General features: G+C 62.5%; 22 protein-coding genes and 1 pseudogene. 12 read left to right on the top strand and 11 right to left on the bottom strand.

What is annotated here, in order from left to right; all coding sequences use genetic code 11:
- Nucleotides 1-79 precede the first annotated feature (79 nt).
- Genes folP through folK form a run of 3 tightly spaced genes read left to right on the top strand, consistent with a single transcriptional unit; the run spans nucleotide 80 to nucleotide 1,822 of the window.
- Nucleotides 80-949 carry a dihydropteroate synthase gene (gene folP / locus EFQ99_RS12640; protein WP_126921361.1) on the top strand — a complete coding sequence of 290 codons (870 nt, stop codon included), beginning with the start codon at nucleotides 80-82 and terminating at the stop codon, nucleotides 947-949.
- Complete coding sequence (gene folB / locus EFQ99_RS12635) at nucleotides 946-1,311, top strand: dihydroneopterin aldolase (RefSeq protein ID WP_008525873.1); 366 nt, start codon at nucleotides 946-948, stop codon at nucleotides 1,309-1,311. The genes folP and folB overlap by 4 nt, the downstream gene beginning before the upstream one ends.
- Entirely contained in the window at nucleotides 1,304-1,822 is a 519-nt protein-coding gene (gene folK / locus EFQ99_RS12630) for a 2-amino-4-hydroxy-6-hydroxymethyldihydropteridine diphosphokinase (protein ID WP_126921474.1), read from the top strand. The genes folB and folK overlap by 8 nt, the downstream gene beginning before the upstream one ends.
- 54 nt (nucleotides 1,823-1,876) lie before the next feature.
- Here folK and EFQ99_RS12625 read toward each other — a convergent pair whose 3' ends face one another.
- The 4 genes from EFQ99_RS12625 to EFQ99_RS12610 all read right to left on the bottom strand — a co-directional run bounded on the left by EFQ99_RS12625 (nucleotide 1,877) and on the right by EFQ99_RS12610 (nucleotide 5,774).
- Nucleotides 1,877-2,428: a hypothetical protein gene (locus EFQ99_RS12625; protein ID WP_126921360.1), complete on the bottom strand. Its 552-nt coding sequence runs from the start codon at nucleotides 2,426-2,428 to the stop codon at nucleotides 1,877-1,879.
- 210 nt (nucleotides 2,429-2,638) lie between these two features.
- The gene (locus EFQ99_RS12620) at nucleotides 2,639-3,718 is read right to left on the bottom strand and encodes a YcjF family protein (protein WP_126921359.1); all 1,080 of its coding nucleotides are present in this window, start codon (nucleotides 3,716-3,718) and stop codon (nucleotides 2,639-2,641) included.
- Complete coding sequence (locus tag EFQ99_RS12615) at nucleotides 3,715-5,190, bottom strand: YcjX family GTP-binding protein (RefSeq protein ID WP_126921358.1); 1,476 nt, start codon at nucleotides 5,188-5,190, stop codon at nucleotides 3,715-3,717. Before EFQ99_RS12615 ends, EFQ99_RS12620 begins: the two co-directional genes overlap by 4 nt.
- Before the next feature lie 89 nt (nucleotides 5,191-5,279).
- On the bottom strand, nucleotides 5,280-5,774 hold the full coding sequence (locus EFQ99_RS12610) for a SixA phosphatase family protein (protein WP_126921357.1): 495 nt from the start codon (nucleotides 5,772-5,774) through the stop codon (nucleotides 5,280-5,282).
- A 278-nt stretch (nucleotides 5,775-6,052) separates the two neighbouring features.
- Here EFQ99_RS12610 and dksA point away from each other — a divergent pair, with 278 nt between their 5' ends.
- Complete coding sequence (gene dksA, locus EFQ99_RS12605; protein ID WP_003569003.1) at nucleotides 6,053-6,472, top strand: RNA polymerase-binding protein DksA; 420 nt, start codon at nucleotides 6,053-6,055, stop codon at nucleotides 6,470-6,472.
- Between the two features lie 61 nt (nucleotides 6,473-6,533).
- On the opposite strand, the gene EFQ99_RS12600 is transcribed toward dksA, so the two are convergent.
- Nucleotides 6,534-7,169 carry a DUF1062 domain-containing protein gene (locus EFQ99_RS12600; RefSeq protein WP_126921356.1) on the bottom strand — a complete coding sequence of 212 codons (636 nt, stop codon included), beginning with the start codon at nucleotides 7,167-7,169 and terminating at the stop codon, nucleotides 6,534-6,536.
- A gap of 406 nt (nucleotides 7,170-7,575) precedes the next feature.
- On the bottom strand, nucleotides 7,576-8,652 hold the full coding sequence (locus tag EFQ99_RS12595; RefSeq protein WP_126921355.1) for a flagellar biosynthetic protein FliO: 1,077 nt from the start codon (nucleotides 8,650-8,652) through the stop codon (nucleotides 7,576-7,578).
- A 307-nt stretch (nucleotides 8,653-8,959) separates the two neighbouring features.
- Between EFQ99_RS12595 and cckA the strand changes: the two genes are divergently transcribed.
- Nucleotides 8,960-11,554 carry a cell cycle histidine kinase CckA gene (cckA, locus tag EFQ99_RS12590; RefSeq protein ID WP_126921354.1) on the top strand — a complete coding sequence of 865 codons (2,595 nt, stop codon included), beginning with the start codon at nucleotides 8,960-8,962 and terminating at the stop codon, nucleotides 11,552-11,554.
- Between the two features lie 51 nt (nucleotides 11,555-11,605).
- Here the strand turns inward: cckA and EFQ99_RS12585 are convergent, their stop codons facing one another.
- Together EFQ99_RS12585 and EFQ99_RS12580 are read right to left on the bottom strand one after the other, a co-directional pair.
- Nucleotides 11,606-12,532, bottom strand: a complete 927-nt coding sequence (locus EFQ99_RS12585) for a pseudouridine-5'-phosphate glycosidase (protein ID WP_126921353.1) — start codon at nucleotides 12,530-12,532, stop codon at nucleotides 11,606-11,608.
- 88 nt (nucleotides 12,533-12,620) lie between these two features.
- On the bottom strand, nucleotides 12,621-13,565 hold the full coding sequence (locus EFQ99_RS12580) for a carbohydrate kinase family protein (RefSeq protein ID WP_126921352.1): 945 nt from the start codon (nucleotides 13,563-13,565) through the stop codon (nucleotides 12,621-12,623).
- Between the two features lie 229 nt (nucleotides 13,566-13,794).
- Here EFQ99_RS12580 and recA point away from each other — a divergent pair, with 229 nt between their 5' ends.
- From recA to EFQ99_RS12565, 3 genes are all read left to right on the top strand, one after another.
- Nucleotides 13,795-14,883 (top strand): recombinase RecA, encoded by a 1,089-nt coding sequence (gene recA, locus EFQ99_RS12575; protein ID WP_126921351.1) that lies wholly within the window; start codon nucleotides 13,795-13,797, stop codon nucleotides 14,881-14,883.
- Between the two features lie 165 nt (nucleotides 14,884-15,048).
- Nucleotides 15,049-17,703 (top strand): alanine--tRNA ligase, encoded by a 2,655-nt coding sequence (gene alaS, locus EFQ99_RS12570; RefSeq protein ID WP_126921350.1) that lies wholly within the window; start codon nucleotides 15,049-15,051, stop codon nucleotides 17,701-17,703.
- Nucleotides 17,704-17,848: 145 nt separating this feature from the next.
- Nucleotides 17,849-18,700, top strand: a complete 852-nt coding sequence (locus EFQ99_RS12565; protein ID WP_126921349.1) for an AraC family transcriptional regulator — start codon at nucleotides 17,849-17,851, stop codon at nucleotides 18,698-18,700.
- A gap of 57 nt (nucleotides 18,701-18,757) precedes the next feature.
- Here the strand turns inward: EFQ99_RS12565 and EFQ99_RS12560 are convergent, their stop codons facing one another.
- The 3 genes and pseudogenes from EFQ99_RS12560 to EFQ99_RS12550 form a co-directional block, all read right to left on the bottom strand.
- A complete protein-coding gene (locus tag EFQ99_RS12560) occupies nucleotides 18,758-19,384 on the bottom strand; it encodes a glutathione S-transferase family protein (protein ID WP_126921348.1) in 627 nt (208 codons plus the stop codon).
- 82 nt (nucleotides 19,385-19,466) lie between these two features.
- Nucleotides 19,467-19,911: pseudogene (locus EFQ99_RS12555) on the bottom strand (N-acetyltransferase family protein).
- A 70-nt stretch (nucleotides 19,912-19,981) separates the two neighbouring features.
- Nucleotides 19,982-21,193 (bottom strand): NADP-dependent isocitrate dehydrogenase, encoded by a 1,212-nt coding sequence (locus EFQ99_RS12550; protein WP_125845763.1) that lies wholly within the window; start codon nucleotides 21,191-21,193, stop codon nucleotides 19,982-19,984.
- Between the two features lie 189 nt (nucleotides 21,194-21,382).
- Between EFQ99_RS12550 and EFQ99_RS12545 the strand changes: the two genes are divergently transcribed.
- From EFQ99_RS12545 to murI, 4 genes are all read left to right on the top strand, one after another.
- Nucleotides 21,383-21,910 carry a hypothetical protein gene (locus EFQ99_RS12545; RefSeq protein ID WP_126921347.1) on the top strand — a complete coding sequence of 176 codons (528 nt, stop codon included), beginning with the start codon at nucleotides 21,383-21,385 and terminating at the stop codon, nucleotides 21,908-21,910.
- 99 nt (nucleotides 21,911-22,009) lie between these two features.
- A complete protein-coding gene (locus EFQ99_RS12540; RefSeq protein ID WP_126921346.1) occupies nucleotides 22,010-24,049 on the top strand; it encodes an FUSC family protein in 2,040 nt (679 codons plus the stop codon).
- Between the two features lie 4 nt (nucleotides 24,050-24,053).
- Nucleotides 24,054-24,884 carry an RNA methyltransferase gene (locus tag EFQ99_RS12535; RefSeq protein ID WP_126921345.1) on the top strand — a complete coding sequence of 277 codons (831 nt, stop codon included), beginning with the start codon at nucleotides 24,054-24,056 and terminating at the stop codon, nucleotides 24,882-24,884.
- Entirely contained in the window at nucleotides 24,865-25,665 is an 801-nt protein-coding gene (murI, locus tag EFQ99_RS12530) for a glutamate racemase (protein ID WP_126921344.1), read from the top strand. Before EFQ99_RS12535 ends, murI begins: the two co-directional genes overlap by 20 nt.
- Nucleotides 25,666-25,779 lie beyond the last annotated feature (114 nt).

The following is a 25,779-nucleotide window of genomic DNA, read 5'->3' as shown; positions in this document are numbered from 1 at the left end:
ATCGACGGGAGCTTGGGGCATAGCCACCGCAAGCGCAATATCGGATGACGGTTTTTTCGTCATCAATAGGATAAGTCTGGTGACAGGGCTCGAAGGCATTTTATGGCGCGTCGCCCATGGCCGTGAGATCGAACTCGGCCGTCGTTCGACGATCATGGCGATCATCAACGTGACGCCGGACTCCTTTTCGGACGGTGGCCGCTTCGAAACCGTCGATGCGGTCGTCGAGCATGCGCTGCAGGCGGTAAGCGAAGGTGCTGCGATTATCGACATCGGCGGCGAATCAACCCGGCCGGGCGCTGCATCCGTCAGCCCTTCCGAGGAACAGGCGCGTGTGCTGCCCGTCATCGAGGCGCTGCGTGGGCGCACCGAGGCGCTGATCTCCATCGATACCTATCGCGCCGAGACGGCGCGGCTTGCGGTCAGCGCCGGCGCCCATATCGTCAACGACGTGTTCGGGCTGCAGAAGGAGCCCGAAATCGCCAATATCGCCGCGGCGACCGGGGCGGGGCTCTGCATCATGCATACCGGCCGCGACCGGGCGAAACTTCCCGACGTGATCGCCGACCAGCTACACTTTCTCAAGAAATCGCTTGCGATCGCAGCGGCATCAGGCGTCAACGGCGACCGTATCGTGCTCGATCCGGGCTTCGGCTTTGCCAAGGAGACGGCGGAGGAAAACCTGGAGCTGATGGCGCGGTTTTCCGAACTTTCCCGCTTCGGCCTGCCGCTGCTCGCCGGCACGTCGCGCAAGCGCTTCCTCGGCACGGTGACGGGGCGCGAGGCGCCGGACCGGGACGCGGCGACGGCTGCATCAAGCGCGCTCCTCAGACTTCAGGGAGCTGCAGTTTTCCGCGTGCACAATGTCGCAATCAACAGGGATGCACTCGACGTCGCCGATGCTATGCTGAACGCGCGCCAGGAATTCGAGAGGAAGCGGCCGACATGACTACCTACACGATCACGCTGCAGAACTGCGCCTTCTTCGCGCGCCACGGCGTGCATGACGAGGAGGAGTTTCTCGGTCAGCGCTTCTTTGTCGATGCCGAACTCGATGTGGTCGCAGGCGAGGCGCTGGAAAGCGATTCGATCAACGATACCGTCAATTACGGCATCGCCTTTACCGTGATCGAGGAAATCGTCACGGGCAAACGGCGCTACCTGATCGAGGCCTTAGCGCTCGATATCGCCAAAGGCCTCTGCCAGACATTCCCGCAGGTCCGGAGGGCGAAGATCACGGTGCGCAAGCCGAATGCGCCCGTGCCCGGCGTGCTTGATTTCGTGCAGGTGAGCGTTGAGCATTTTGCCTGAGACCGCATTGCAATCGGCCACCCTTGGCCTCGGCGGCAATATCGGTGATCCCGTGCGAGCGATGGCGGCTGCGCTGCAAAGGCTGGACGCGCGGAATGACTGCCATGTCGCGGCCGTCTCACGGCTCTATCGCACGCCGCCCTGGGGCAAGACGGACCAGTCGTTCTTCTTCAACGCCTGCGCTGCCGTCGAGACCAAGCTCGATCCGGAAGCATTGCTCGATGTCTGCCTGTCTATCGAGCGCGAGATGAAACGCGAGCGCATCGAGCGCTGGGGTCCGCGCACGCTCGATATCGACGTTCTCACCTATGGCGATCTCGTTCAGGACGCGCCGCGGCTGGAATTGCCGCATCCCCGCATGACCGATCGCGGCTTCGTGCTGATGCCGCTTGCCGATATCGCAGCCGGTCTTGTCGTCAGGGGCAGGACGGTCGGCGACTGGCTTGATAATGCCGACGTGACTGGTATCGAAGTCGCTGACGAAAACCGCGACTGGTGGCAGAAGTCCTGAAACGGAAAACGGCGGGAAACCCGCCGCTTCAGGAAAATCCATCTGTATCGGTTACTATTCTATGGAGCCGACGGCCATCTCGTCGACCTGGCGGCTCAGCGTGAGGCCGATGACCGGGATCATCTGGCTTTCGACCTTGACCGAGACGGTGATGTTCATCGTCTTGTCGTCGCGCACGCGGGCGATCATTGCACCGTTCAGCTTGGCGCGGTTGATGCCGACGACGACGGTATCTTCGGTGACGGCGCCGGAGACGATGTCGAGGCCCTTGCCGGCGGCGCCATCGAGGAACTTGCCCTTGTAGGTGGAGCCGGACTGCGAGATGACCGCGGTCATCGGCTGCTTGAAGACGCCGACGCGGCAGGTGCCGTCGAGCTTGATGCCGGCGCTATTGTCGTCTGTGGGCTCACCGATCAGGTTGCAGGTGAATTTCGTGCCCTTGTATTTGCCGGCGACGATCTCGCCCGGGCCTTTCCAGGAGCCGGTGACGGATTCGAAGAAGGCCTTGTCGCGGGTCGCAGCCGTGGCTGCCGGAGCGACATCTGCGACGGGAGACAATGCCGCGGCGGCCAGGCCGCATACGAAGAGAAACTTGCGCGAATACATGGATTTTCCTTGGCAAACACCACTCACGAACTGGCTGCAAGTTTTGCCGAATAATGGTTAATCCTTCCTTTCGATCGTGCCAGAACACGAGGCGACACACGGCTTCCCAGCGGCGCAGATTTCAACAAGATACCACTATAGTATTGAATTTACTCAATATTTCATCGCTTCTCGCTAGGGAAGGCGAAAACAGCGGAATCCCTCCATTGCTTAGGGATTGTTGCTGCGCGGTGACATGGAGGGGGTGAGATCGCCGATGAAATCGCCGATTCCCGGCCGTTTCAAGGCGCGGAAGGCGAGCGGACGGCAGAGATCCATGGCCGCGATTCCGATGCGGGCAGTCATCAGGCCGTTGATGACGCCTTCGCCGAGTCGGGCCGAGAGCTTCGAGGCCAGCCCGTGGCCGAGCACCTGCTGGACCAGGCTGTCGCCGACGGCGATCGAGCCGGTGACCGCGAGATGGGCCAGCACATCGCGCAGCAAGCGGAACATGCCGAGCGTGCCGGGACGGCCGCCGTAGAGCTCGGCCATGGCGCGGATGAGGCGCACGGCCTCATAGAGTACATAGAGCAGGTCGACGACCGCGCGCGGGCTGACGGCGGTGACGATCGAGACGCGCTTGGAGGCGTTGACGATGAGCGCCCGGGCCTTGCGGTCGAGAGGCGCGAGCAGCTCACGTTCGGCCAGCGCGATCAAATGCGGGGGATCGATGACTTCGCCCTCGGTCGCCTTCAGCGTGGCGCGGCCTTTCGATGTTTCGGGATTTGCCGAGAGCAGCGCGGTGAGCTCAGCGACAACGGCGCGCGCCTTGACTGGGCGGGTTTCGAGGATCGCCGCCTCCGCTTCGGCCTTGATCTTCTGGACGGCGGCAAGGCGCATCATGCCGAAGGTTTCGCGGATGACGAGGGCAAGCACGGCGAGGATACCGACCGCCAGCACGGCAAGGGCGGCATAACCCAGCCAATCGGCGCGGGTGAAGAGATCGCGGATCAGGCTGTCGGTCCAAAGGCCGACGGCGAGTGACAGAAGGATGCCGAAGGCGCCGGCGGCGATCTTGCCGAAGGAGGTCCGCCGCCGGCGCGGCGTTGCGACCGGCACGGCGCTTAGATCCTTGTCGGGATTGAGGAAGGGATCATCCTCGTCAGGTGTGACGACGATATGTTCGGAGAAGCTTTCCGGTTTGCGCCGCATCTGCTGGTCTCCGCTGCTGTCGCGCGGCGCGGCAGCCTCGTGCTCATAGGTGAAGGCGGCGGGCGGGCGGCGCGGCGGACCGGATGGGGGCTTGCTCATGCGAGACGGTCTCCGAACAGGAACTGCATGGCGCGGTCGAGGCGGATATGCGGCACCGACAGCTTGATGCCACCGCCGGTTTCCTCCAGAAGCGGCGGACGGAACCTGACGACATTGACGTCGGGCAGGGGCTCTCCGGTCTCGCCCGAGGCGATGCGGGCAAACAGGCTTTCCGGATCCTCCGGCAGATCGCCGGGGAAGATCGCGGTTTTTCTCTGGCCGTCGAAGCGCTCGCCCCCAATGGTTTCACCCTCCATCGGCGTGCCGACGATGACCGGCAGCTCATGGCCGTTGCGCTTGACCGATGCCTCGCGGGTGGCGCGCACCGAGGCGAGCGCCATGACGTCGATGCCGGCCCCGGCCATGCCGATGCGGGCGATGGCGCGATCGACGAGGCGGCGGGTCAGTGCGTCGAGCCGGTCGTGGCTTTCATGGTGGAGATGATCCGCTTTGGTGGCGGCGACCAGCACGCGGTCGATTCGGCGGCCCAGCATGGAGGAAAGCAGCGAATTGGTGCCGGGGCGGAAACAGGCGAGCACATCGGTCAGCGCCCGCTCCAGATCCTGCACGGCTTCGGGGCCGCGATTCATCGCCTGCAGCGCGTCGACCAGCACGATCTGCCTGTCGAGCCGGGCGAAATGCTCGCGGAAGAAAGGTTTGACGACGACCGTTTTATAGGCCTCGTAGCGCCGCTCCATCATCGCCCAGAGCGAGCCGCGGCCGGAATACCCCTCCGGCGGCAAAGCCAAGGGCGCGAAGGTCAGCGCCGGCGAACCGTCGAGATCGCCGGGCAGCAGCAGCCGGCCGGGCGGCAGCGTGGAGAGCGAACGTTCGTCGGCCTTGCAGGCCTTGAGATAATTGGCAAAACCGGTGGCGAGGTCGCGAGCGACCATCTCGTCCGCGCCGGCATGAATATCGGCGGTGCGGGTGAGCGCCAGCCACTCGCGCGACAATTCGGAGCGGATGCCGGTTTCGGCAAGCGCGATCGTCTGCTCGCTGAAGGTGCGGAAGTCCTTGCCAAGGAGCGGTAGGTCGAGCAGCCATTCGCCGGGATAATCGACGATATCGATCGACAGCCGGCCGGGGGAAAACAGGCGGTTCCAGCCGCTGGCGCTCTGATAATCCAGCGTGATGCGCAGTTCGGAGATGGCGCGGGTCGAATCCGGCCAGATCCGGTCCTTCACCAGCGCGCGGATATGATCCTCGTACTGGAAGCGCGGGACGGCATCATCCGGCTGCGGCTCCAGCCGCACCGCCGAGACGCGGCCCGACTGCACCGGCTCGAACAGCGGCAGGCGGCCGCCATGCAGCAGATTATGGACCAGTGAGGAGATGAAGACTGTCTTGCCGGAGCGGGAGAGGCCGGTGACGCCGAGCCGGATGGTCGGATTGACGAGGCCGCTCGCGCGGTCGGCGAGATTATCCAACGCGATGCGGGCGTCGTCAGCAAGAGATGTCAGGCGTGGCGGCAAGGCGCGATTCCGGTTGGTGACTGCCGGCAATATAGGAAGGGGGCGCCGCCCGAAAAAGAAGCGGCGCGCTTTTGCTTGAATAACCGGATTCAGACGACCACGAAATCGGTGAGACGCCAGGTGGTGGTGGAAGCGTCGAAATCGATGACGGCAAGGCCAGCCGTCGGGAAGCCGCCGGGAAGGGCGCTCACCATGGCCTCATGGCCGATCAGTGCCTCCAGCGCCTGCTCTATGGTGGGGTTGTGGCCGACCAGCATGACGGCGGCCTCGTCCTGCGCATCGATGATCTCGAGATAATTATCAACAGTGGCGTTGTAGAGCGCGTCGACATAACGAACCTCGAGCGTCAGGCCCATCGCCCGGTACACGGCATCGGCGGTGTCGCGGCAGCGCAGCGCCGTGGAGCTGATCAGAAGATCGGGGCGGTAGCCCTTGTCGGCGGCTTTGTCGGCGATGATCTCGGCATCGCCGTAGCCCTTTTCGTTGAGCGGCCGGTCGAAATCGCGCTGTCCGGGGTCGGCCAAGGCCGCCTTGGCATGACGCAGGAGATAGATGCGATTGGGCGGAGGCAGGGGTACGGTCATGGGCAAGATCCAGGATCGGGCGGGGTCTTTTCAGTATCGGTTGCAATTCGCCGCCGTCAACCGCCAGCCGTGCCGCGATCGCCCAAAAGGTGGCCGACAACACGGCGTTTTGAAGGCGAAGCAAAAGACGGTAGCCGGAATAACGATGGGAAAATAGACCGTTAGGTGAAAACTGTGACAGATTTAAAAATCTGGTTACCTGTCGTATTTGGCTTGAACCGCGGCTAGCGCTTGGGATATACAGCCGCCCAGATGAGATGTTCTTCAGGAGAATCGCGTTGAGTGAGAAGATCGATCTTAGCAATTACGTTCCCTCGGAAGAGGAAGAGTTCATGAACGTAAACCAGCGTGCCTACTTCAGGACAAAGCTGGTCGCATGGAGAAACGATATCCTTAGAGAAGCGCGCGAGACACTCGACCATCTGGCCGAGGAAAGCGCAAACCATCCCGATCTCGCCGACCGGGCGTCATCGGAAACAGACCGGGCGATCGAACTTCGCGCCCGCGACCGGCAAAGAAAGCTGATTTCCAAGATCGACGCCGCGCTGCAGCGCATCGAAGACGGCACCTACGGTTATTGCGAGGAAACCGGCGAACCGATCGGCCTGAAGCGTCTCGACGCCCGCCCGATCGCGACGCTGTCGATCGAGGCGCAGGAGCGCCACGAACGCCGCGAAAAAGTCTATCGCGACGAATGACGGTTTTCATGCAGGCATGAGATAGATGAGGCGCCGCGATCCAGTCGCGGCGCCTTTTCGTTTACGCGGGGTCTCCTGTCGCCAGAGGTTTCCACGATTGTTGACGGTCGGCTTCCTTGGCGAGGTCAACCACAACAAGAATCCCATGCTTGATCCGTCGCCGCATGATGTCCGCGCGGCTCGAGTCGATTCGAATCATGCCGTCGTCATGGAGGCCCTGCAGCCTGGAGCGGGAAAGCTTCAGCTCGGACGCCAGCAGGCGGTCGAGGCGTGTATTGATCGGAAACGGAACCACCAGTTCGATTTCCAAACGCGTCCAGTCGGCCGTTTCGCGCTCGATCTGTTTTGCGATCTCAAAGTCCGCAAACTCGTCCACGCGCTGCGACTTGCGTCGAAGGGCCTCCAGATTGAAGGTTTCCACCCTGATCCATTCCCGATCGTTGGACTGCAGCGCGTCAAGGATCACGGGATCGATGTCGCGAACGTTCCGCCGTTCCAGGATCGGCCGGTTCCATGTCTTTTCGCAGGTCAGGCATTTGTAGATAAGCCAGGCATCCAGCTTGCGACCGTTGGCGTTGAGCCGGATCTTGTCGCTGGACTGGAAGGCTCTGAGGCCACCGCATCCGCCGCATGCAATCCAGGGCTGGGGAGGCGTCTTGGCAATAATGGTCCATCGGACCCGAAGCGTCTTGCACATATCGTCTTGGTCTTCCGTTCGGAAGTCCACCAAGATGGTGCATGAGAAAACCCTTGCGGGCGCGGTGTGGCGATGTCTTGGGCGGCTGAAGAGCTGAGGCAGCGGAGCTGCGCATGGCACAATTGAACAATGCCAAACCGGTCTCTCGCCACCACCCGATGAACATGGTCATACGCCGCCAGCACGTGGCTATGCGGCAGTACGGGTGAAACTGGAGTGAGACCGGTATTTACTTAGGCAAAGTGAACCTCAGTGCGCCAACGCTCTTCAACTCAAGGGATAGCAAACGAACGGCGCGAGAGGGAGTCCCTGATATATCCAGGGACGGAAAGCCGCGTCCCTGCGGCTTTTATGCAACTTGCGGGTGGAGGTCAGAGCGTAGCGACGAGCTAGCGCGCGCGCTCCCTTACTTGTCGCGGTTGACGCTCATTTCGCCGAAGATACGGGCGACTTCCTTTTGCAGCTCGGTATCGGCGCCGGTGATCGGCGCAAGGTCCGGATCGCGGCGCGGCAGGTTGCCGGGCTGCCCCGGCTGCGGTGTTGCTTGCCGGGGCGCCTGATTGGCCGGGGCCGCCTGCGTGGCAGTCGGGGGCACGATGCGTTCAGCTGTCAGATTGTTCGACATTTCCTGTTCCAGTACCTGCTGGAAATCAGGTCGGATCGCCGCCGATTGCGCTGCCGCATCGTCCGCGGTCGCGGCTGTGCGCATAGCCGCCGGCATGTCCTGGACGGGCGGGGCGGAGACCTCGGGCTCGATGCGCCGCTGCGGCAGCACGCGCTGGCGGGCGGCATCGAGGATTTCGGCCGCACTGGCAGCATCCCGGTACGGCGCGGGCTGCACGACTGGAGGAGCGGCGGGACGCTCCGGCGGGCGCGGCTGTGGCGGGGCGGCACGCAGCGGAATGTCGCGTTCGGCCGAAAGCGAAGCCGCCACTGGAGGTATCACGGGTTCCGCAGGAAGGGGGCTCGTCGCCACGGGCGGTGCGACGACCGGCTGGGCCAGCGGTTCAGGACGCGGGCGCGGTTCCTGCGCGGCTGGCGCGGAGAAGGAAGGTTCTGCGGCCGGCTCGACGCGGGCTGCAACCGGCGGGCGAGGCAGAGAGGCGAGCGGCGTATCCAGTCGCGCGGCGGGTGTCGAGAGCTGCTCTGGTGCTTGCGGGCGAAAGGCGCTTTCCGGCTGTTCGGCCGCCGCAGGCAGGATGCGGCTTTCGATGACGATATCCGTGGGGCCACCGATCATGACCAGGTGTTCGACGTCGTCGCGGCGCACCAGCACCAGCCGGCGGCGGGTATCGACAGCCGCCGCGTCCAGCACCTGCAGGCGGGGCTGCCGGTTGCGGCCGCCGCGCACGAAGGGCGATGGCGCGCGGTTGCGGATCACCCAGAGAACGAGGATGAGCAGGAGAAGCGCCAGGCCGACGCCACCGGCCGCAAGCAGGAAACGACCGCCGTAAGCTCCGACAACATCATCCAACATAGTCACTCACTCCATTTCACATCAGGCACATATTGACGACTTTTCCGTTCCTTAGGCAAGGGCCGCCGGTTCTGTCCAGTCACGTGTGGACGCGATTTCGTGTTGTGCCGGGCCGCGCCTGCCGGCCTTGCGCTTTTACCGGCAAATAAGGCGGACTTCAGGGCGAGATGGCGCTCTTGCCTGTGAATTCAAGCAGTCTTGCCGGCTACCGCTGTTTTTGCCGGCGTGGCAAATTGCTAAGAAGGAAGAGTGCCTGATTCCTGCTTCGTCCTCGTGTTAGGGACGAAGACGGAAGGGTTTATGTGAGGAATACATGACTAAACCGCGTCAGGCCGACGACTATAACGCCCCGCTTGTGGATCGTGGAGGGCGTTCCGGCACGGTTTTGCGCATTCTTCTGCTGGCGCTCGTGCTGATCGCGGCCGCTGGCGGCTTCGTTATCTTCAAGCGATCGCTTGATAACGAGATCGTGCTCGGCGGCCTCGGCGTTCTCGCCATGGTCGGCATCTTCTTCCTGGTGTCCTCTGTCATCGGCTTCATCGAGGTGATGCCGCAGCACCAGTCCGATAGCCTGGCGCGCGCTTTTCTCAACAGTCACCCCGACGGCACGCTGATCACCGACGAAAAGGGCCGGATCATCTATGCCAATGCCGCCTATGGCGCGCTGACCGGCGCACGCAAGGCGACCGAGGTGCAGACGCTGGAAACGCTGCTGTCTCGCCACCGCGAATCCAACGAGGCGCTCTACAGGCTGGTCAACGGCCTGCGCGAGGGCAAGGAAGGCCGCGAGGAGTTCCGTCTGCTGCGCGCCGTCGGGCCGGGCAGCAACAGCTCCGGCGCGCATTGGTACCGGCTGAAGGCACGGCTGCTGCAACAGGAAGACAATGGCGGCAAGCCGCTGCAGATCTGGCAGATCACCGACATCACCGCCGAACGCGACGATCAGGAGCGCTTTTTCAAGGAGCTGCAGAACGCGATCGACTATCTCGACCATGCGCCGGCCGGCTTCTTCTCGGCCGGCAGGAAGGGCGAAATCTTCTACCTGAATGCGACGCTTGCCGAGTGGCTCGGCCTCGACCTCACCAAATTCGTGCCGGGCTCGATGACGATCGGCGACGTCGTGGCAGGCGAAGGGCTGGCGCTGATCCAATCGGTGCAGGCCGAACCCGGCCTGAAAAAGACCGTGACGCTCGATCTCGACCTGCGCAAGACCAACGGTCAGAGCCTGCCGGTGCAGATCGTTCACAGCGTTACCTCGATGCGCGACGGCGCACCCGGCGAAAGCCGGACGATCGTGCTAGCGCGCGAAAAGAGCGACGAAAGCGACCACTCCGCGTCGGCCGCTGCGATGCGCTTCACCCGCTTCTTCAACAACACGCCGATGGCGATCGCCTCGGTCGACGGCGACGGACGCATCCTGCGCACCAATGCGCCGTTCCTGAAGCTGTTTTCGGGCGTCGTCTCGCGTGACGATCTGGAAAAGCGGCCAAGTCTTGAAACCATCGTGCAGGAGAGCGACCGGCCGCAGCTGGCCGAGGCACTGGCGGCGGCGAAAGACCGGCAGGGCGACATCGCGCCGCTCGACACCCGCACGCCCACCGACGAGGCGCGTTATTTCCGCTTCTACGTCAACGCCGTCATCGACCAGAGCGACGAGGCGCCCGAGGAAGCCGCGATCGTCTATGCCGTCGAGGTGACCGAGCAGAAGGCGCTGGAAGCGCAGATGGCGCAGACGCAGAAGATGAATGCTGTGGGAACGCTTGCCGGTGGCATCGCGCACGACTTCAACAATGTGCTGACGGCAATCCTACTTTCCTCCGACCATCTGCTGCTGCAGGCGCGCCCCTCGGATGCGAGCTTCGCCGATCTGATGGAGATCAAGCGCAACGCCAACCGCGCCGCGGTGCTGGTGCGCCAGCTGCTCGCCTTCTCGCGCAAGCAGACGATGCGGCCTTCGGTGCTGAATCTTACCGATGTCGTCGGCGACCTGCGCATGCTGGTCGACCGGCTGCTCTCCGGCACCAACGTCAAGCTCGATGTGCAATATGGCCGCGACCTGTGGCCCGTCAAAACGGACCTTTCGCAATTCGAGCAGGTGCTGATCAATCTCTGCGTCAATGCGCGCGATGCGATGCCCGACGGCGGCACACTGACGCTGCGCACCCGCAATCTGACCGCCGCCGACGTCGCCGCCTTCAACTATTCCTACATGCCGGCCGAGGACATGGTGCTGGTTGAGGTCGCCGATAACGGCACGGGCATTGCGCCCGAGATCATGGACAAGATCTTCGAGCCCTTCTTCACCACCAAGGACGTCGGCAAGGGCACCGGCCTCGGCCTTGCCATGGTTTATGGCATCGTCAAGCAGTCGGGCGGTTACATCCAGCCGGAATCTGAAGTCGGCAAGGGCACGACCTTCCGCGTCTTCCTGCCGCGCCACATTCCGGAGCCGGCGGTTGCCGCCGAGGCGGGTGCGATCGACAACGCCATTGCCGTGCAGCCCGAGGCGCCGGCGGCGCAGCAGCCGGAGGACCTGACGGGATCGGCCGTCATCCTTCTCGTCGAGGATGAGGAAGCGGTGCGCCGCGGCGGCAAGCGCATGCTGGAAACGCGCGGCTATACTGTGCACGAAGCGGGCTCGGGCGTTGAGGCGCTCGCTATTATGGAAGAGCTTGACGGCAAGGTCGACATCGTCGTTTCCGACGTCGTCATGCCCGAAATGGACGGCCCGACGCTGTTGGGCGAGCTGCGCAAGACCTATCCCGACCTGAAATTCATCTTCGTGTCGGGCTATGCCGAAGATGCCTTTGCCCGCAACCTGCCGCCGGAATCGAAATTCGGATTTTTGCCGAAGCCGTTCTCGCTGAAACAGCTGGCCGTTGTCGTCAAGGAAACGCTGGACGGGTGAGTGGATGCCTGACAGAGGGGGCTGCACGGCATAACCGGCAGCCCGTAATCCTCACTCGCCCAGGGCCACCGCGATCTCAGCCGCAAGCCGGGCATTATTCTCGACCAGCGCGATATTGGTCTTGAGGCTCTGGCCGTCCGTCAGATCGAAGATGGTCGAAAGCAGATAAGGTGTCACAGCCTTGCCGGTGATTTCGTCGCGTTCGGCGCTATCAAGCGCCCGTTCGATATAGATCTCCATCTCCTCGCGCGCGATTTCGTCGGCCTCGGGCACCGGGTTGGCGACGAGCATGCCGCCGTCTATGCCGAGCTGATCGCGTACGGTCTGGAAATTGGCGATGGCGGCCGGGCTGTTCAGCGACAGCGGGCTTGGGATGCCCGAGGAACGCGACCAGAAAGCGGGGAATTCCTCGCTCTCATAGGTGACAACAGGCACGCCGCGGGTTTCCAGCACCTCCAGCGTCTTCGGAATGTCGAGGATGGCCTTGGCGCCGGCGCAGACGACGATGACGCCGGTGCGCGCCAGTTCCTCCAGGTCGGCGGAAATGTCGAAGCTTTCCTCGGCGCCGCGATGCACACCGCCGATGCCGCCCGTTGCAAAGACGCGGATGCCGGCGCGTGCTGCTGCAATCATCGTCGCCGCGACCGTGGTGGCGCCGGTGCGGCGCTCGGCAATCGAGAAGGCGAGATCGGCGCGCGATACTTTCATCACCTCGGTCGCCTTGGCGAGCTGTTCCAGCTCGCTCGCTTCAAGACCGATATGCAGCGTGCCGTGGATGACGGCGACGGTTGCCGGCACCGCGCCCTGTTCGCGGATGATCGCCTCAACGCTGCGGGCCATTTCGATATTGCCCGGATAGGGCATGCCGTGGGTGATGATGGTCGATTCCAGCGCAACCAGCGGCGCGCCGCGCTGCTTGGCGCTCGCGACTTCCTTCGAATAGGCGATCGGCAGAAGAGGGGAGATGGGCTTGTTCATGGTCTTGTCCTGTGATCGACGGAGCATGATGCCGAAAAGTGTCAGTGGTTTTCCGACGACATCATGCTCAACTTTTTAATTGGTCGCTTCAATGCAGAATTCTGACCGCGGGAACAAGGGCAAGCGCCTCATTCAAGAGATCCGGCGTCAGATTTTCGTTGACGGCGTGCCGCGACTGCACGGTGAGGCTCGCGGCGGCGGTGCCGTGGCGGACGGCCTCCTCGAGGGGCAGGCCTGATAACAAGGCCGCAAGCGTGCCGGCGGCAAGGGAATCGCCGGCGCCGGTGACGTCGGCGACGGTATCGGCGATCGGCGGCTGCAGCGTCACCGCACGACCGTCACAAATCGCAACCAGTTCGCGCCGGCCGCGAGTGACGACGGCGTTTCTGATGCCGATCTCAGCCAGAAGCGGCGGCCAGTCGCCCGCATCCTCGGGCTGTCCACCTGTGAGAGCGGCGGCTTCGGCCTCGTTCAGGAACAGGTAGTCGATATCCCCGATGCAGGGTTTCAGCTTGACGACCTTGGCCGGCGAGATGGCGATTGCCGCGACGGGCTTTTGGAGCGAATTTGCCTTTGCGACGATCGCCGAGATCGTCTCTTCAGGCAGGTTGGCATCGAAAAGAATGAAATCATGGGCGGCGAAGGCTTCCCGCACCCAGCGGATGGAGAGACGGCGCGGCACGAAAAAACGATAAAGCTCCATGTCGGCAAGGGCGATGACCAGATTGCCGTCCTTCTCGATGATAGCCGTGTAGCTCGGCGTCTTGCGGTCGAGGAAGACAAAAGGCCGGTCGTCGATGCCGGCGAAATCGGCAGCTTCGCCGACCATCTCGCCAAAGGGATCACCGCCGCGTGGCGAGATCATCGTCACTTGAAAGCCGAGGCGTGCGAGGTTTCGGGCGGCATTGAAGCCGCCGCCGCCGGGCTCCTCGAACCATGTGCCGGGATTGCTGGCGCCCGGCGCCGTCTCGCCGGAGATGCGGCCGCGCCGGTCGATATGAGCGCCGCCGAGAACGAGAATCTTTCTTTTCATATCAGCCTCGCTCGCGATGCAGGAGGCGCGAATCGATAGCGCGCAGGCTTTTGCGTCAAAGCCGGAAAGCCCGGCCTAAGCCATTGCTTTGCATCGATAAAACAAATATAGAACACGGACCGTTTTACCTTTTTCTTTCAATTGTTTGAGCGCCTATTGCGGGTCTGGAACAAATAGGGTACAAACTCGACATTGCTTGAGCGGCTTCAATAACCTAAAGGTGGATCGGATGTCTCAGAATTCATTGCGGCTGGTAGAGGACAAATCGGTGGACAAAAGCAAGGCGCTTGAAGCGGCACTCTCACAGATAGAGCGGTCGTTCGGCAAGGGCTCGATCATGAAACTCGGCTCCAACGAGAACGTTGTCGAGATCGAGACGGTTTCGACGGGCTCGCTTGGCCTCGATATCGCGCTGGGCATCGGCGGCCTGCCGAAGGGGCGTATCGTCGAAATTTACGGGCCGGAAAGCTCTGGCAAGACGACGCTTGCGCTGCAGACCATTGCAGAAGCGCAGAAGAAGGGTGGCATCTGCGCCTTCGTCGACGCCGAACACGCTCTCGATCCGGTCTATGCCCGCAAGCTTGGCGTCGATCTGCAGAACCTTCTGATCTCCCAGCCCGATACCGGCGAACAGGCGCTCGAAATCACCGATACGCTGGTGCGCTCCGGCGCCGTCGATGTTCTGGTCGTCGACTCGGTCGCAGCACTGACGCCGCGTGCCGAAATCGAAGGCGAGATGGGCGACAGCCTTCCCGGCCTGCAGGCGCGCCTGATGAGCCAGGCGCTGCGCAAGCTCACCGCCTCGATCTCCAAGTCGAACTGCATGGTGATCTTCATCAACCAGATCCGCATGAAGATCGGCGTGATGTTCGGTTCACCGGAAACCACGACGGGCGGCAATGCGCTGAAATTCTATGCCTCCGTGCGCCTCGATATCCGCCGCATCGGCGCGGTCAAGGAGCGCGAAGAGGTGATCGGCAACCAGACCCGCGTCAAGGTTGTCAAGAACAAGATGGCGCCTCCCTTCAAGCAGGTCGAGTTCGACATCATGTATGGCGAGGGCGTATCGAAGACCGGCGAGCTCGTCGATCTCGGCGTCAAAGCCGGCATCGTCGAGAAATCGGGCGCCTGGTTCTCCTATAACAGCCAGCGTCTCGGCCAGGGCCGCGAAAACGCCAAGACCTTCCTGCGCGACAATCCGGATCTTGCCCGCGAGATCGAGCTGTCACTGCGCCAGAATGCCGGCCTCATCGCCGACCGCTTCCTGCAGAACGGCGGACCGGATGCCAATGACGGCGATGACGCGGCCGACATGTAATTTTCGCGCTTGGTTCGTCTGCCAGTCCATTTGAAAGCCAGGCCGGCTGCATTCTTTGATCAGAATGCGGCCGGTTTTGTTTGTCGGCTGGACAGTGGCGGAGGTGAACGATAAAAGCCGATGGATTTAGATTTACCTGCCTCGAGCAGCATTGAAGGGCATAGAATGAGCGGCGTGAACGATATCCGGTCGACCTTCCTCGACTATTTCAAGAAGAACGGCCACGAGATCGTTTCCTCGAGCCCGCTGGTGCCGCGCAACGACCCGACGCTGATGTTCACCAATGCCGGCATGGTGCAGTTCAAGAACGTCTTCACCGGCCTGGAAAAGCGTCCATATTCCACGGCGACAACCTCGCAGAAGTGCGTGCGCGCCGGCGGCAAGCATAACGACCTCGACAATGTCGGCTATACCGCGCGTCACCTGACCTTCTTCGAGATGCTCGGCAACTTCTCCTTTGGCGACTATTTCAAGGAGAATGCGATCGAGCTTGCCTGGAAGCTCGTGACCGAAGGTTTCGACCTGCCGAAACATCGCCTGCTGGTGACCGTCTATTCCGAAGACGAGGAAGCGGCGACCCTGTGGAAGAAGATCGCCGGTTTTTCCGACGACAAGATCATCCGCATCCCGACCTCCGACAATTTCTGGCAGATGGGCGATACCGGCCCCTGCGGCCCATGTTCTGAAATCTTCATCGACCAGGGCGAGAATGTCTGGGGCGGCCCTCCCGGCTCGCCGGAAGAGGATGGCGACCGCTTCCTGGAATTCTGGAACCTCGTTTTCATGCAGTTCGAGCAGATCGAACCTGGCGTGCGCAACCCGCTGCCGCGACCGTCGATCGATACCGGCATGGGCCTGGAGCGCATTTCCTGCATTCTGCAGGGCGTCCAGAGCGTGTTCGACACGGACCTGTTCCGCACGCTGACCGGCACGATTGAAGATGCCGTCGGCGTCAAGGCCGAGGGCAGTGCCAGCCACCGCGTCATCGCCGACCATCTGCGTTCCTCTGCCTTTTTGATCGCCGACGGCGTCCTGCCGTCGAATGAAGGGCGCGGCTACGTGCTGCGCCGCATTATGCGCCGCGCCATGCGTCACGCCCAGCTTCTCGGCGCCAAGGAGCCGCTGATGTACAAGCTGCTGCCGACGCTGGTGCAGGAGATGGGCCGCGCCTATCCGGAGCTGGTGCGCGCCGAAGCGCTGATCTCCGAAACGCTGAAGCTCGAAGAAAACCGCTTCCGCAAGACGCTGGAACGCGGCCTGTCGCTTCTGTCGGACGCGACCGCCGATCTTTCCAAGGGCGACATGCTGGATGGCGAGACGGCCTTCAAGCTTTACGACACCTACGGCTTCCCGCTCGACCTGACGCAGGATGCGCTGCGCGCCCGCGAAATCGGCGTCGATATCTCCGGCTTCACCGATGCGATGCAGCGCCAGAAGGCTGAGGCCCGTTCGCACTGGGCCGGCTCCGGCGAAAAGGCGACCGAAACCGTCTGGTTCGAGCTCAAGGAGAAGCACGGCGCGACCGAATTCCTGGGTTACGACACGGAGACGGCCGAAGGCGTCGTCCAGGCGATCGTCAGGGATGGTGCGGTCGCGGCCGAGGCTAACGCCGGCGAGAAGGTACAGATCGTGGTCAACCAGACGCCGTTCTACGGCGAGTCCGGCGGCCAGATGGGCGATACCGGCGTGATCTCCTCCGACCACGGCAAGATCGAGATTACGGATACGCAGAAGAAGGGCGAAGGTCTCTTCGTGCATTCCGGAACTGTGGTCGAAGGCGTGATCAAGGCCGGCGATGCCGTCGCGTTGACGGTCGATCATGCCCGCCGTTCGCGCCTGCGCGCCAACCACTCGGCGACCCATCTGCTGCATGAGGCGCTGCGCGAAGTGCTCGGAACCCATGTTGCCCAGAAGGGGTCGCTGGTCGCGCCGGAGCGCCTGCGTTTCGACGTTTCGCATCCGAAGCCGATGTCGGCCGAGGAACTGAAGATTGTCGAGGACATGGCCAACGAGATCGTGCTGCAGAACGCGCCTGTCACGACCCGCCTAATGAGCGTCGACGATGCGATCGCCGAAGGCGCGATGGCGCTCTTCGGTGAGAAGTATGGCGACGAAGTGCGTGTCGTCTCCATGGGCACCGGTCTGCATGGAGCCAAGAGCGGCAAGCCTTACTCGACTGAACTCTGCGGCGGCACGCACGTGTCGGCAACCGGCCAGATCGGGCTCGTGCGTATTCTCGGTGACAGTGCCGTCGGTGCGGGCGTTCGCCGTATCGAAGCGGTGACCGGTGAGTCCGCCCGGGAATATCTGGCCGAGCAGGATGAGCGCGTGAAGACGCTTGCCGCTTCGCTGAAGGTTCAGCCGTCGGAGGTTCTGTCGCGCGTCGAAGCGCTGATGGACGAGCGCCGCAAACTCGAAAAGGAACTTGCCGACGCCAAGCGCAAGCTCGCCATGGGCGGCGGGCAGGGCGGTTCGGGCGATGCCGTGCGCGAAGTCGCCGGCGTCAAATTCCTCGGCAAGTCGATATCAGGCGTCGATCCCAAGGATCTGAAGGGGCTTGCCGATGACGGCAAGACCAGTATCGGCTCTGGCGTCGTGACGCTGATCGGCGTTTCCGAGGATGGCAAGGCCAGTGCCGTCGTCGCCGTGACGCCCGACCTCGTCGATCGTTTCAGCGCTGTCGATCTGGTGCGCGTGGCTTCCGCCGCGCTTGGCGGCAAGGGCGGCGGCGGCCGTCCCGACATGGCGCAGGCCGGCGGCCCGGATGGCGCCAAGGCAGACGAGGCGATTGAGGCGGTTGCCGTGGCGCTCGCCGGTTGATCTGCCGATTCACGGGAAGAAATTGAAAGGCGGAGGCTCGGCTTCCGCCTTTTTCGTTTTCCAATTCTGGCCCGGGCCAAATCAGCAGGATTTGTCAAATCGGCTTATGGTTCTCTTTGGCCGATCGATTTGCACGAGGTTTGACATGAATGGCGAAACGGCATGGGCACTTTATGAAAACCGTCTGCGACGGGTTTCTGCCTATATTCACGAGCACCTCGATGAGGAACTGGATATGGAGCGCCTCGCCGAGATCGCCTGCATGTCGAGCTATCACTGGCACAGGATCTACCGGGCAATTTACGGTGAGACGCTGGCGGCGACCGTCAAGCGGCTCAGGCTGCATCACGCGGCGGGTGAGATCGTCCGCACGGATCTTGCCGTCGGTGAAATTGCGAAGCGATCAGGCTATCCCAATCTCCAATCCTTCAACCGCATCTTTAAGTCGGTCTACGGCATGCCACCGGCCCGCTACCGGAAAGAGGGAAGCCACACAGCCTTCGAACCCTCACCTAACGGAAAGATTAAAGCCATGTTGGACGTTACCATACGCGAGATCGGTCCGATCGAGCTGATCGGCGTTGCCCATACCGGTTCCTATATGCACATCGACAAGGCATTCGAGACGCTGTTCGGCACGCTTTATGCCCGCGGCCTCGCCAGGCCTGACATGCGGATGATCGGCATCTATCTCGATGATCCTGACATCGTGCCGGAGGAAAAGCTGCGCTCGATCGCCTGCGTCACGGGCGCTGCCGAAGTGCCGGCCGAGGCGCCGTTCGAGCGGCGCGTGATCGACGGCGGTGATTATGCCGTGCTGCGTCACAAGGGACCCTATGCGAACATGTCGAGGTCCTATCAGTGGCTCTTTGCCGAATGGCTGCCGAAATCCGGCCGGCAGCTGAAGGACAGGGTCATGTTCGAGGAATATCTCAACAATCCGCGCGAGGTGTCGCCGACCGAGCTTCTGACGGATATTCACATGCCGCTCGTCTGAGGCGTCGATCGGGGGCGCGGCGGATTTGCCGCGCACCCAGGACACTTACGACTACGCTTAGGCGGCCTGCATCGCCTTGCCGGCCTCGTCGTCCAGCGCCTTGGCGCGCTTGCAGGCCTCACGCTCGCTGATGCGGCCGAAATAATCGATGAAGGCCTGGCGCTTCTCGATGCTGCCGAAGCTCAGGCCCCAGCCGATGTGGGCGCCGACATAGACGTCGGCGGCAGTGAAGCGCTCGCCGGCGACATAGGTCGAGCCGGAGACGGCCATTTCAAGCGTGTTCATAACGTCGCTGAAGCTGCCGCAGCCAGCCATGCGCAGGCGTTCGGCGGGAATTTCGAAGCCGAGAGCTTTCATCGTCACCGCCGATTCAAGGGGGCCGGCGGCAAAAAACATCCAGCGGTAATAGGCGGCGCGTTCCTCCGGCCTCGGCGACAGGCCCCTTTCGGGAAAAGTGTCGGCAAGATAAGCGCAGATCGCCGCGCATTCGGTGACGACGGTGTCTCCGTGGCGGATTGCCGGCACTTTGCCCATCGGATTGACCCGGAGATATTCCGGCGCTTTCATGGTGTCGCCGAAGGTCAGGAGTTCGGTGCGGTAGGGCTGGCCGATCTCCTCCAGCATCCAGCGCGCGATGCGGCTGCGTGACATCGGGTTCGTATAGAATACCAGTTCTTCGGTCATGGCGTCCTCGTATTCCCTTGTTTTCTGTGTTGCTGTCGCCCCGGAATCAATAGTGCGGCGAGATCTTTGTGCAAGCCCGGGCCTAAAGCGCTTTTCGGTACTGAATGAAACCCGAGCGCTCCGCGATCCTGTCATAGAGGCGCTGCGCGGCGGCATTGCTTTCGTGCGTCATCCAGTAAAGTCTGCCGGCGCCGTTTTGCCGCGCCAGTCCAGCGATAGCCTCGATCAGTGCGGCGCCGGTACCGAGCCCGCGTTGATCGTTCAACATAAAGATCCTGCAGATAGCAGGTCCATTGCGGCAGCCAGCAGGAGCGATGGAAGATCGCATGCACGGTTCCGACGAGGCGACCGTCTTCGTCAAAGGCGCCGAGCGCATGCATCATTTCATCGGGATCGTGGAAGCGAGCCCAGGTAAGATCGGTCGTCTCGGCGGGGATGACCACCCCGTAGAAACGCTGGTAGGCCGCCCATAAGGGCTCCCAGGCGGCACGGTCAGAAGGTTCGAGCGGGCGCACGATCGCCGTCATTTTCCATTCTCCCAAAATGAAAACGGCGGGGAAATCCCCGCCGCGTCAATGCTACATCGAAAGGACAGGCTTACGCCATGGCCTTCTGCAAGTTCTGGTCGATCTTGTCGAGGAAGGCGGTGGTGGAAAGCCACGGCTGATCGGGGCCGATCAGCAGCGCCAGGTCCTTGGTCATGAAGCCGGATTCGACGGTGTCGACGCAGACCTTTTCGAGCGTCGAGGCGAAGCGGGCGAGCTCGGCATTGTCATCGAGCTTGGCGCGGTGCGCGAGACCGCGGGTCCAGGCGAAGATCGAGGCGATCGAGTTCGTCGAGGTTTCCTGGCCCTTCTGATGCTGGCGGTAGTGACGCGTCACCGTGCCGTGGGCGGCTTCGGCTTCGACCGTCTTGCCGTCAGGCGTCAAGAGAACCGAGGTCATCAGGCCGAGCGAGCCGAAGCCCTGGGCAACCGTGTCGGACTGGACGTCGCCGTCATAGTTCTTGCAGGCCCAGACGTAGCCGCCGGACCACTTGAGCGCGGAGGCGACCATGTCGTCGATCAGGCGGTGTTCGTAGGTGATACCGGCTTCCTTGAACTGATCCTTGAATTCGGTCTCGAAGACTTCCTCGAAGATGTCCTTGAAGCGTCCGTCATAGGCCTTGAGGATGGTGTTCTTGGTCGAGAGATAAACCGGCCACTTGCGCATCAGGCCGTACATCATCGAAGCGCGGGCGAATTCGCGGATCGATTCGTCGAGGTTGTACATGGCCATCGCAACGCCGGCGCCCGGCGCGTTGAAGACTTCCTTCTCGATGACGGTGCCGTCTTCGCCGACGAACTTGATCGTCAGCTTGCCCTTGCCCGGGAATTTGAAATCGGTGGCGCGGTACTGGTCGCCGAAGGCATGGCGGCCGACGACGATCGGCTGCGTCCAGCCGGGAACGAGGCGCGGCACGTTGCGGCAGATGATCGGCTCGCGGAAGATGACGCCGCCGAGGATGTTGCGGATCGTGCCGTTCGGGCTCTTCCACATTTCCTTGAGGTTGAATTCCTTGACGCGGGCTTCATCCGGCGTGATCGTCGCGCACTTGATGCCGACCCCGTACTTCTTGATGGCGTTGGCGGCGTCGACGGTGACCTTGTCATTGGTGGCGTCGCGGTTTTCGACCGAGAGGTCGTAATAGTCGATATCGAGGTCGAGATACGGATGGATCAGCTTATCCTTGATGAGCTGCCAAATGATGCGAGTCATTTCATCGCCGTCGAGATCGGCGACGGGATTGGCGACCTTGATCTTGTTCATGTATCTGCCTCGTTCGAGCTTGAATGGGGACGGGGTCCCGGGTGGGTGACGTGATGAGGAGCGCTATAGCATTGTGAACTGGGAACGCAAAGCTGCAACGGGTTGGACAATGCGTTTTTGCCGCCATTGCCAAGCGCAGAAATCTGACTAGTGTCCGGCCTGATTTGCCCCCGCCCGGAACATTCGACCATGAAGACAATTGCCCTCGTCATCACCAGCCTTATCGCCTTTTCGGGCATCAGCCACGCCGCCGACGCCACCGCTCCGGTCAAGGAGATTATGGAGGCGACCAAGAACAATTGGGCCGATAATAACAGCGACTGGACCGATATCTTCGATGCGAGCCGGCTCGACCATCTCTACAGCAAGGATTTCGTGGCAAGCTACCAGGCGGCCGCGCAGTTTCCCGCCGTCGACGACGACGGCATATCGCCGTTCGACTACGACGTCATCGTCAACGGCCAGGACGCGTGCCCGCTGCAGGATCTGACAGTGGCGGCGGCTCCGCCGGTCAACGGGACGACCGAAGTGACTGTGCGCTTCCAAAAATCCGCCTGCTCGGACGCGCCCGACGCCAAGGACTATACGACCGTTCGCTTCGAGGTGGTCGAAGAGGGCGGCAATCCTGTGATCGACGATATCGTCACCGAGAATATCGAGACGCAGGCCCGTGATTCCCTGAAAGCGACGATGGCGCTGATTGCCAAGGGGCAGTAAGCGCGCGACATTCGATCAGCATCGGAGTGGATGGTCTCCAGCGGTTTGATTTTCGCTCCGGCGGCGGTATCTATCGGTGCTTCATGGCATGAGGGGCTCATGCATCTGTTTTCCGGTTTTCAGTTCCGCGACTGGTTGCTTGCCAACGATCCGGCGCTTTCGCGCCTGCGCATGGGCTTGCGGGTGACGCTGACGATCGTTCTTTCATTCCTGATCCTGCTTGCCATCAAGGACCTCATCCTGCCGTTGCCGACCGCGGCCTTCGGCCTCGGTATCGTATTGTCGATCGAGGGCGGCGTGGCGGTGCGCGACAAGGGCAATTCGCGCCAGTTGGTGACGCGGCTCTTCGGCTGTGTCGCAAGCGTTGGTGTCGTCGCCATCGCCGCGGGGCTCGAGGATCGCCGCGTTCTCTCCGATCTCGTCTTCCTGGCGGTGATTGCGCTCGCATCGGCCGGGCGGGTGTTCGGTCCACGCGGCTTTGCCATCGGCATGTTCGCCTTCACCTCCTATTTCATGGGCGCCTATTTCAAACCGTCGCTTGCCCAACTGCCTGAAGTGGCTTTCGGCCCCGTCATCGCGGTTCTCGTCGGCCATGTGGTGAGAGCGGTGCTCCTACCCGACGACTGGCGGCGCGACCTGCTGCGTTCGCTTGAGAGTGTCAGGGGCCGCATCAACCAGATCCTCTTCAAACTCGCCGCCCTTGCCGGCAGTACCGAGATCGGGGAAGCCGATCGGCAGGAGTTGCGGCAGCTGGAAGACCGGCTGAAGGAAGTGGTGTTGATGGCCGAAACCTTCCTTCCGCGCCCGCCGGCCGGTGTGTTCGATGGTGCCGCCGACCCCGCCGCCGAGCTGGCGATCCGGCTTTTCGATGCGCATCTTGCTGCCGAGAGCGCAATCGTGCTGAGTTTCCAGAGCCCGCCGTCCTTTGCGCTCGTCCATGCGGTGATCGAGGCGGATTCGGCGGAGCTCGCAAGATATGAGAGCACGACCGAAACCATCGTGGATCGGCCGCAGGGTGAAACCGTGCGGGCGCTGCTCTGGCTCGGCGAGGCGCGGCAGCAATTGACGCAGGCGATCGACAAGGGACAGGCATCCGGTTTCTCCGGCATCGATTCCGTCGAGGATACGGCGCCGCACCAGCCGATCGACTTTTCGTTTGCCAATCCGCTGCTGCGCTCGGCGCTGCAGATCACGCTCGCATCAGCGATCGCCATGAGCGTCGGCCTGCTCTTGTCGCGCGAACGCTGGTTCTGGGCGGTGCTTTCTTCCTTCCTCGTGTTCACCAACACCAATTCGCGCGGCGACACGGCGATGAAGGCGCTGTCGCGCTCGCTCGGCACGGTGTTCGGCATCGCCATCGGCCTGGTGCTTGCGACGCTGATTTCGGGTGAGCCCGCGGTTGCCATTCCGGTCGCGGTCGTCTGCATCTTCCTCGCCTTCTATTTCCTGCAGGTTTCCTATGCGACGATGACCTTCTTCATCTCGATCGTGCTTTGCCTGGTCTACGGCATGACCGGTGTGCTGACGCTCGATCTCCTGAAGCTGCGCATCGGGGAGACCATGATCGGAGCTGCGGCCGGAACGGCAGTCGCCTTCGTCGTCTTCCCCTCGCGCACACGCGGCGCACTCGATGCGGCGCTCGCCCGCTGGTTCCAGGCGTTGCGCGATCTGCTTGTCGCGATCGGCGAGGGTAAGAGCGGTTTCGAACTGATCGCGCTGTCGCAGAAGATCGACGCCTGCTATCGCGACATCACGGTGGCGGCGAAGCCGCTCGGATCCTCGTGGTCGGTGGTGACGCGGCCGGGCCAGATCCGTCAGACGCTGGCGGTCTTCCTTTCCTGCACTTATTGGTCGCGCATCCTGGCAAAGAGCCATGGAGCACCCGCTGTCGGCGAAGACGAAGCGAGGCTGATTGCAGCGGATCTGGCGCTGATCGACGATGCGGCTCCGCGCGGCTCGAGCTGTTTCTTCATCGCCCGCAGGGCATCGCGGACGACGGGACGGCACCTGCCGCTGTCAGGCGAGGGCGCCAGGCTGGGGCTCGAAATGATCGGTTCGGCGCTGGAAAGGCTCTATCCGCGGGCCGACGTCTTGCCGTTTGCGCCGGGCGAGGCTATTGCGCGCTCGAAACAGGGATAGGACCATGGCAGGCACGAACAGCGAGCGTCAACTTCTGGCCGAAGGGCCGGCCATCATTCTGGTCGAGCCGCAGATGGGCGAGAATATCGGCATGGTGGCGCGCGCTATGGCGAATTTCGGCCTTGCCGAACTGCGTCTCGTCAATCCGCGCGACGGCTGGCCGAACGAGAAAGCTCTGGCGACAGCCTCCAAGGCCGATCACGTGATCGAGGCGACGAAGGTCTATGACACGCTGGAACAGGCAGTCGCCGATCTCAATTTCATCTATGCGACGACGGCGCGTGAGCGCGACGGTTTCAAGCCGGTGCGCTCGCCTGTTATCGCCGCCGAGACGCTGCGGGGGAAATTCCGCGCAGGTGAGGGCACGGGCATCCTCTTCGGGCGCGAGCGCTGGGGGCTGACCAATGAGGAAGTGGCGCTTGCAGACGAGATCGTCACCTTTCCTGTCAACCCGGCGTTCGCTTCATTGAATATCGCCCAGGCGGTGCTGCTGATGTCCTATGAATGGATGAAATCAGGCATGGCGGATCTCGGCGACGTACCCTTCCAGGCGATGGGGCAGACAGCTTCGACCAAGGAGCAGCTCTTCGGCCTGTTCGACCAGCTGGAAGAGGCGCTCGATGCGCGCGGATATTTCCATCCTGCCGGGAAAAAGCCGAAAATGGTCGACAATCTCCGCGCTGTTCTATCCCGCCGGGCTTTCACGGAGCAGGAAATCAGCGTGTTGCGCGGCGTCATCTCCTCCCTCGACCGCTTCTCGCGCAAAAACCCGCGCGGCGGCAGGTTCCCGACATCGGCCAAGGAAACACCGCCAGATGACAGCACCGACGCATGAGCTGAAACCCGTCCTCGTCTTCGATTCCGGTATCGGCGGGCTGACCGTGCTGCGCGAGGCGCGCGTGCTGATGCCCGAGCGCGGCTTCATCTATGTTGCCGACGATGCCGGCTTTCCCTATGGCGGCTGGGAGGAACAGGCGCTGAAGGAACGAGTGATCGGACTCTTCGGCAGACTGCTTCAGGAGCACGACCCCGAAGTCTGCATCATCGCCTGCAACACCGCCTTCACGTTGGTTGGCGCAGACCTGCGCGCCGCCTTTCCGCAGATGACCTTCGTCGGAACCGTGCCGGCGATCAAGCCGGCGGCGGAGCGCACACGCTCGGGCCTGGTTTCGGTGCTGGCGACGCCGGGCACAGTGAGGCGCGCTTATACCCGCGATCTCATCCAGTCCTTCGCGCAGCAATGCCATGTCCGGCTCGTCGGCTCGGAAAACCTGGCGCGCATGGCGGAGGCCTATATTCGCGGCGACGCCGTCTCCGATGACGCCGTGCTTGAGGAAATCGACCAGTGTTTCGTCGAGAAGGACGGCCGCAAGACCGACATCGTCGTGCTCGCCTGCACGCATTACCCCTTCATGGCAAATCTCTTCCGCCGGCTTGCGCCGTGGCCTGTGGACTGGCTCGATCCCGCCGAGGCGATCGCCCGGCGGGCGCGTACGCTGGTGCCGCTGGTTGCCGATGCGGTCCATCCCGACAATTTCGACTTCGCGGTCTTTACGTCCGGTCAGCAGGATTTCGCCACCCGGCGGCTGATGCAGGGTTTCGGTCTGAGGGCGTGACGGAATTGTCCTGTGGGTTGGCGAAATCCGGTCCTGAAAGACGCTGCATTCTTTGATAGACGGGGCGCTGCCGTTTCGGAAGAATGGCGTTTCGTTCATGTGAGTCTCTTCGCC

Origin of the sequence: Rhizobium vallis (assembly GCF_003985155.1) — a bacterium.
Classification (GTDB): domain Bacteria; phylum Pseudomonadota; class Alphaproteobacteria; order Rhizobiales; family Rhizobiaceae; genus Rhizobium; species Rhizobium vallis.
Note: the sequence above shows the minus strand (reverse complement) of the source record. Positions and strands in the feature narration are given on the sequence as shown.

Coding starts and splice junctions, on each gene's coding strand:
- folB (WP_008525873.1), top strand. CDS start 946: ATGACTACCTACACGATCACGCTGCAGAACTGCGCCTTCTTCGCGCGC.
- EFQ99_RS12625 (WP_126921360.1), bottom strand. CDS start 2,428: ATGTATTCGCGCAAGTTTCTCTTCGTATGCGGCCTGGCCGCCGCGGCA.
- EFQ99_RS12620 (WP_126921359.1), bottom strand. CDS start 3,718: ATGAGCAAGCCCCCATCCGGTCCGCCGCGCCGCCCGCCCGCCGCCTTC.
- EFQ99_RS12610 (WP_126921357.1), bottom strand. CDS start 5,774: ATGACCGTACCCCTGCCTCCGCCCAATCGCATCTATCTCCTGCGTCAT.
- EFQ99_RS12600 (WP_126921356.1), bottom strand. CDS start 7,169: ATGTGCAAGACGCTTCGGGTCCGATGGACCATTATTGCCAAGACGCCT.
- cckA (WP_126921354.1), top strand. CDS start 8,960: ATGACTAAACCGCGTCAGGCCGACGACTATAACGCCCCGCTTGTGGAT.
- EFQ99_RS12585 (WP_126921353.1), bottom strand. CDS start 12,532: ATGAACAAGCCCATCTCCCCTCTTCTGCCGATCGCCTATTCGAAGGAA.
- EFQ99_RS12580 (WP_126921352.1), bottom strand. CDS start 13,565: ATGAAAAGAAAGATTCTCGTTCTCGGCGGCGCTCATATCGACCGGCGC.
- recA (WP_126921351.1), top strand. CDS start 13,795: ATGTCTCAGAATTCATTGCGGCTGGTAGAGGACAAATCGGTGGACAAA.
- alaS (WP_126921350.1), top strand. CDS start 15,049: ATGAGCGGCGTGAACGATATCCGGTCGACCTTCCTCGACTATTTCAAG.
- EFQ99_RS12565 (WP_126921349.1), top strand. CDS start 17,849: ATGAATGGCGAAACGGCATGGGCACTTTATGAAAACCGTCTGCGACGG.
- EFQ99_RS12560 (WP_126921348.1), bottom strand. CDS start 19,384: ATGACCGAAGAACTGGTATTCTATACGAACCCGATGTCACGCAGCCGC.
- EFQ99_RS12550 (WP_125845763.1), bottom strand. CDS start 21,193: ATGAACAAGATCAAGGTCGCCAATCCCGTCGCCGATCTCGACGGCGAT.
- EFQ99_RS12545 (WP_126921347.1), top strand. CDS start 21,383: ATGAAGACAATTGCCCTCGTCATCACCAGCCTTATCGCCTTTTCGGGC.
- EFQ99_RS12540 (WP_126921346.1), top strand. CDS start 22,010: ATGCATCTGTTTTCCGGTTTTCAGTTCCGCGACTGGTTGCTTGCCAAC.
- EFQ99_RS12535 (WP_126921345.1), top strand. CDS start 24,054: ATGGCAGGCACGAACAGCGAGCGTCAACTTCTGGCCGAAGGGCCGGCC.
- murI (WP_126921344.1), top strand. CDS start 24,865: ATGACAGCACCGACGCATGAGCTGAAACCCGTCCTCGTCTTCGATTCC.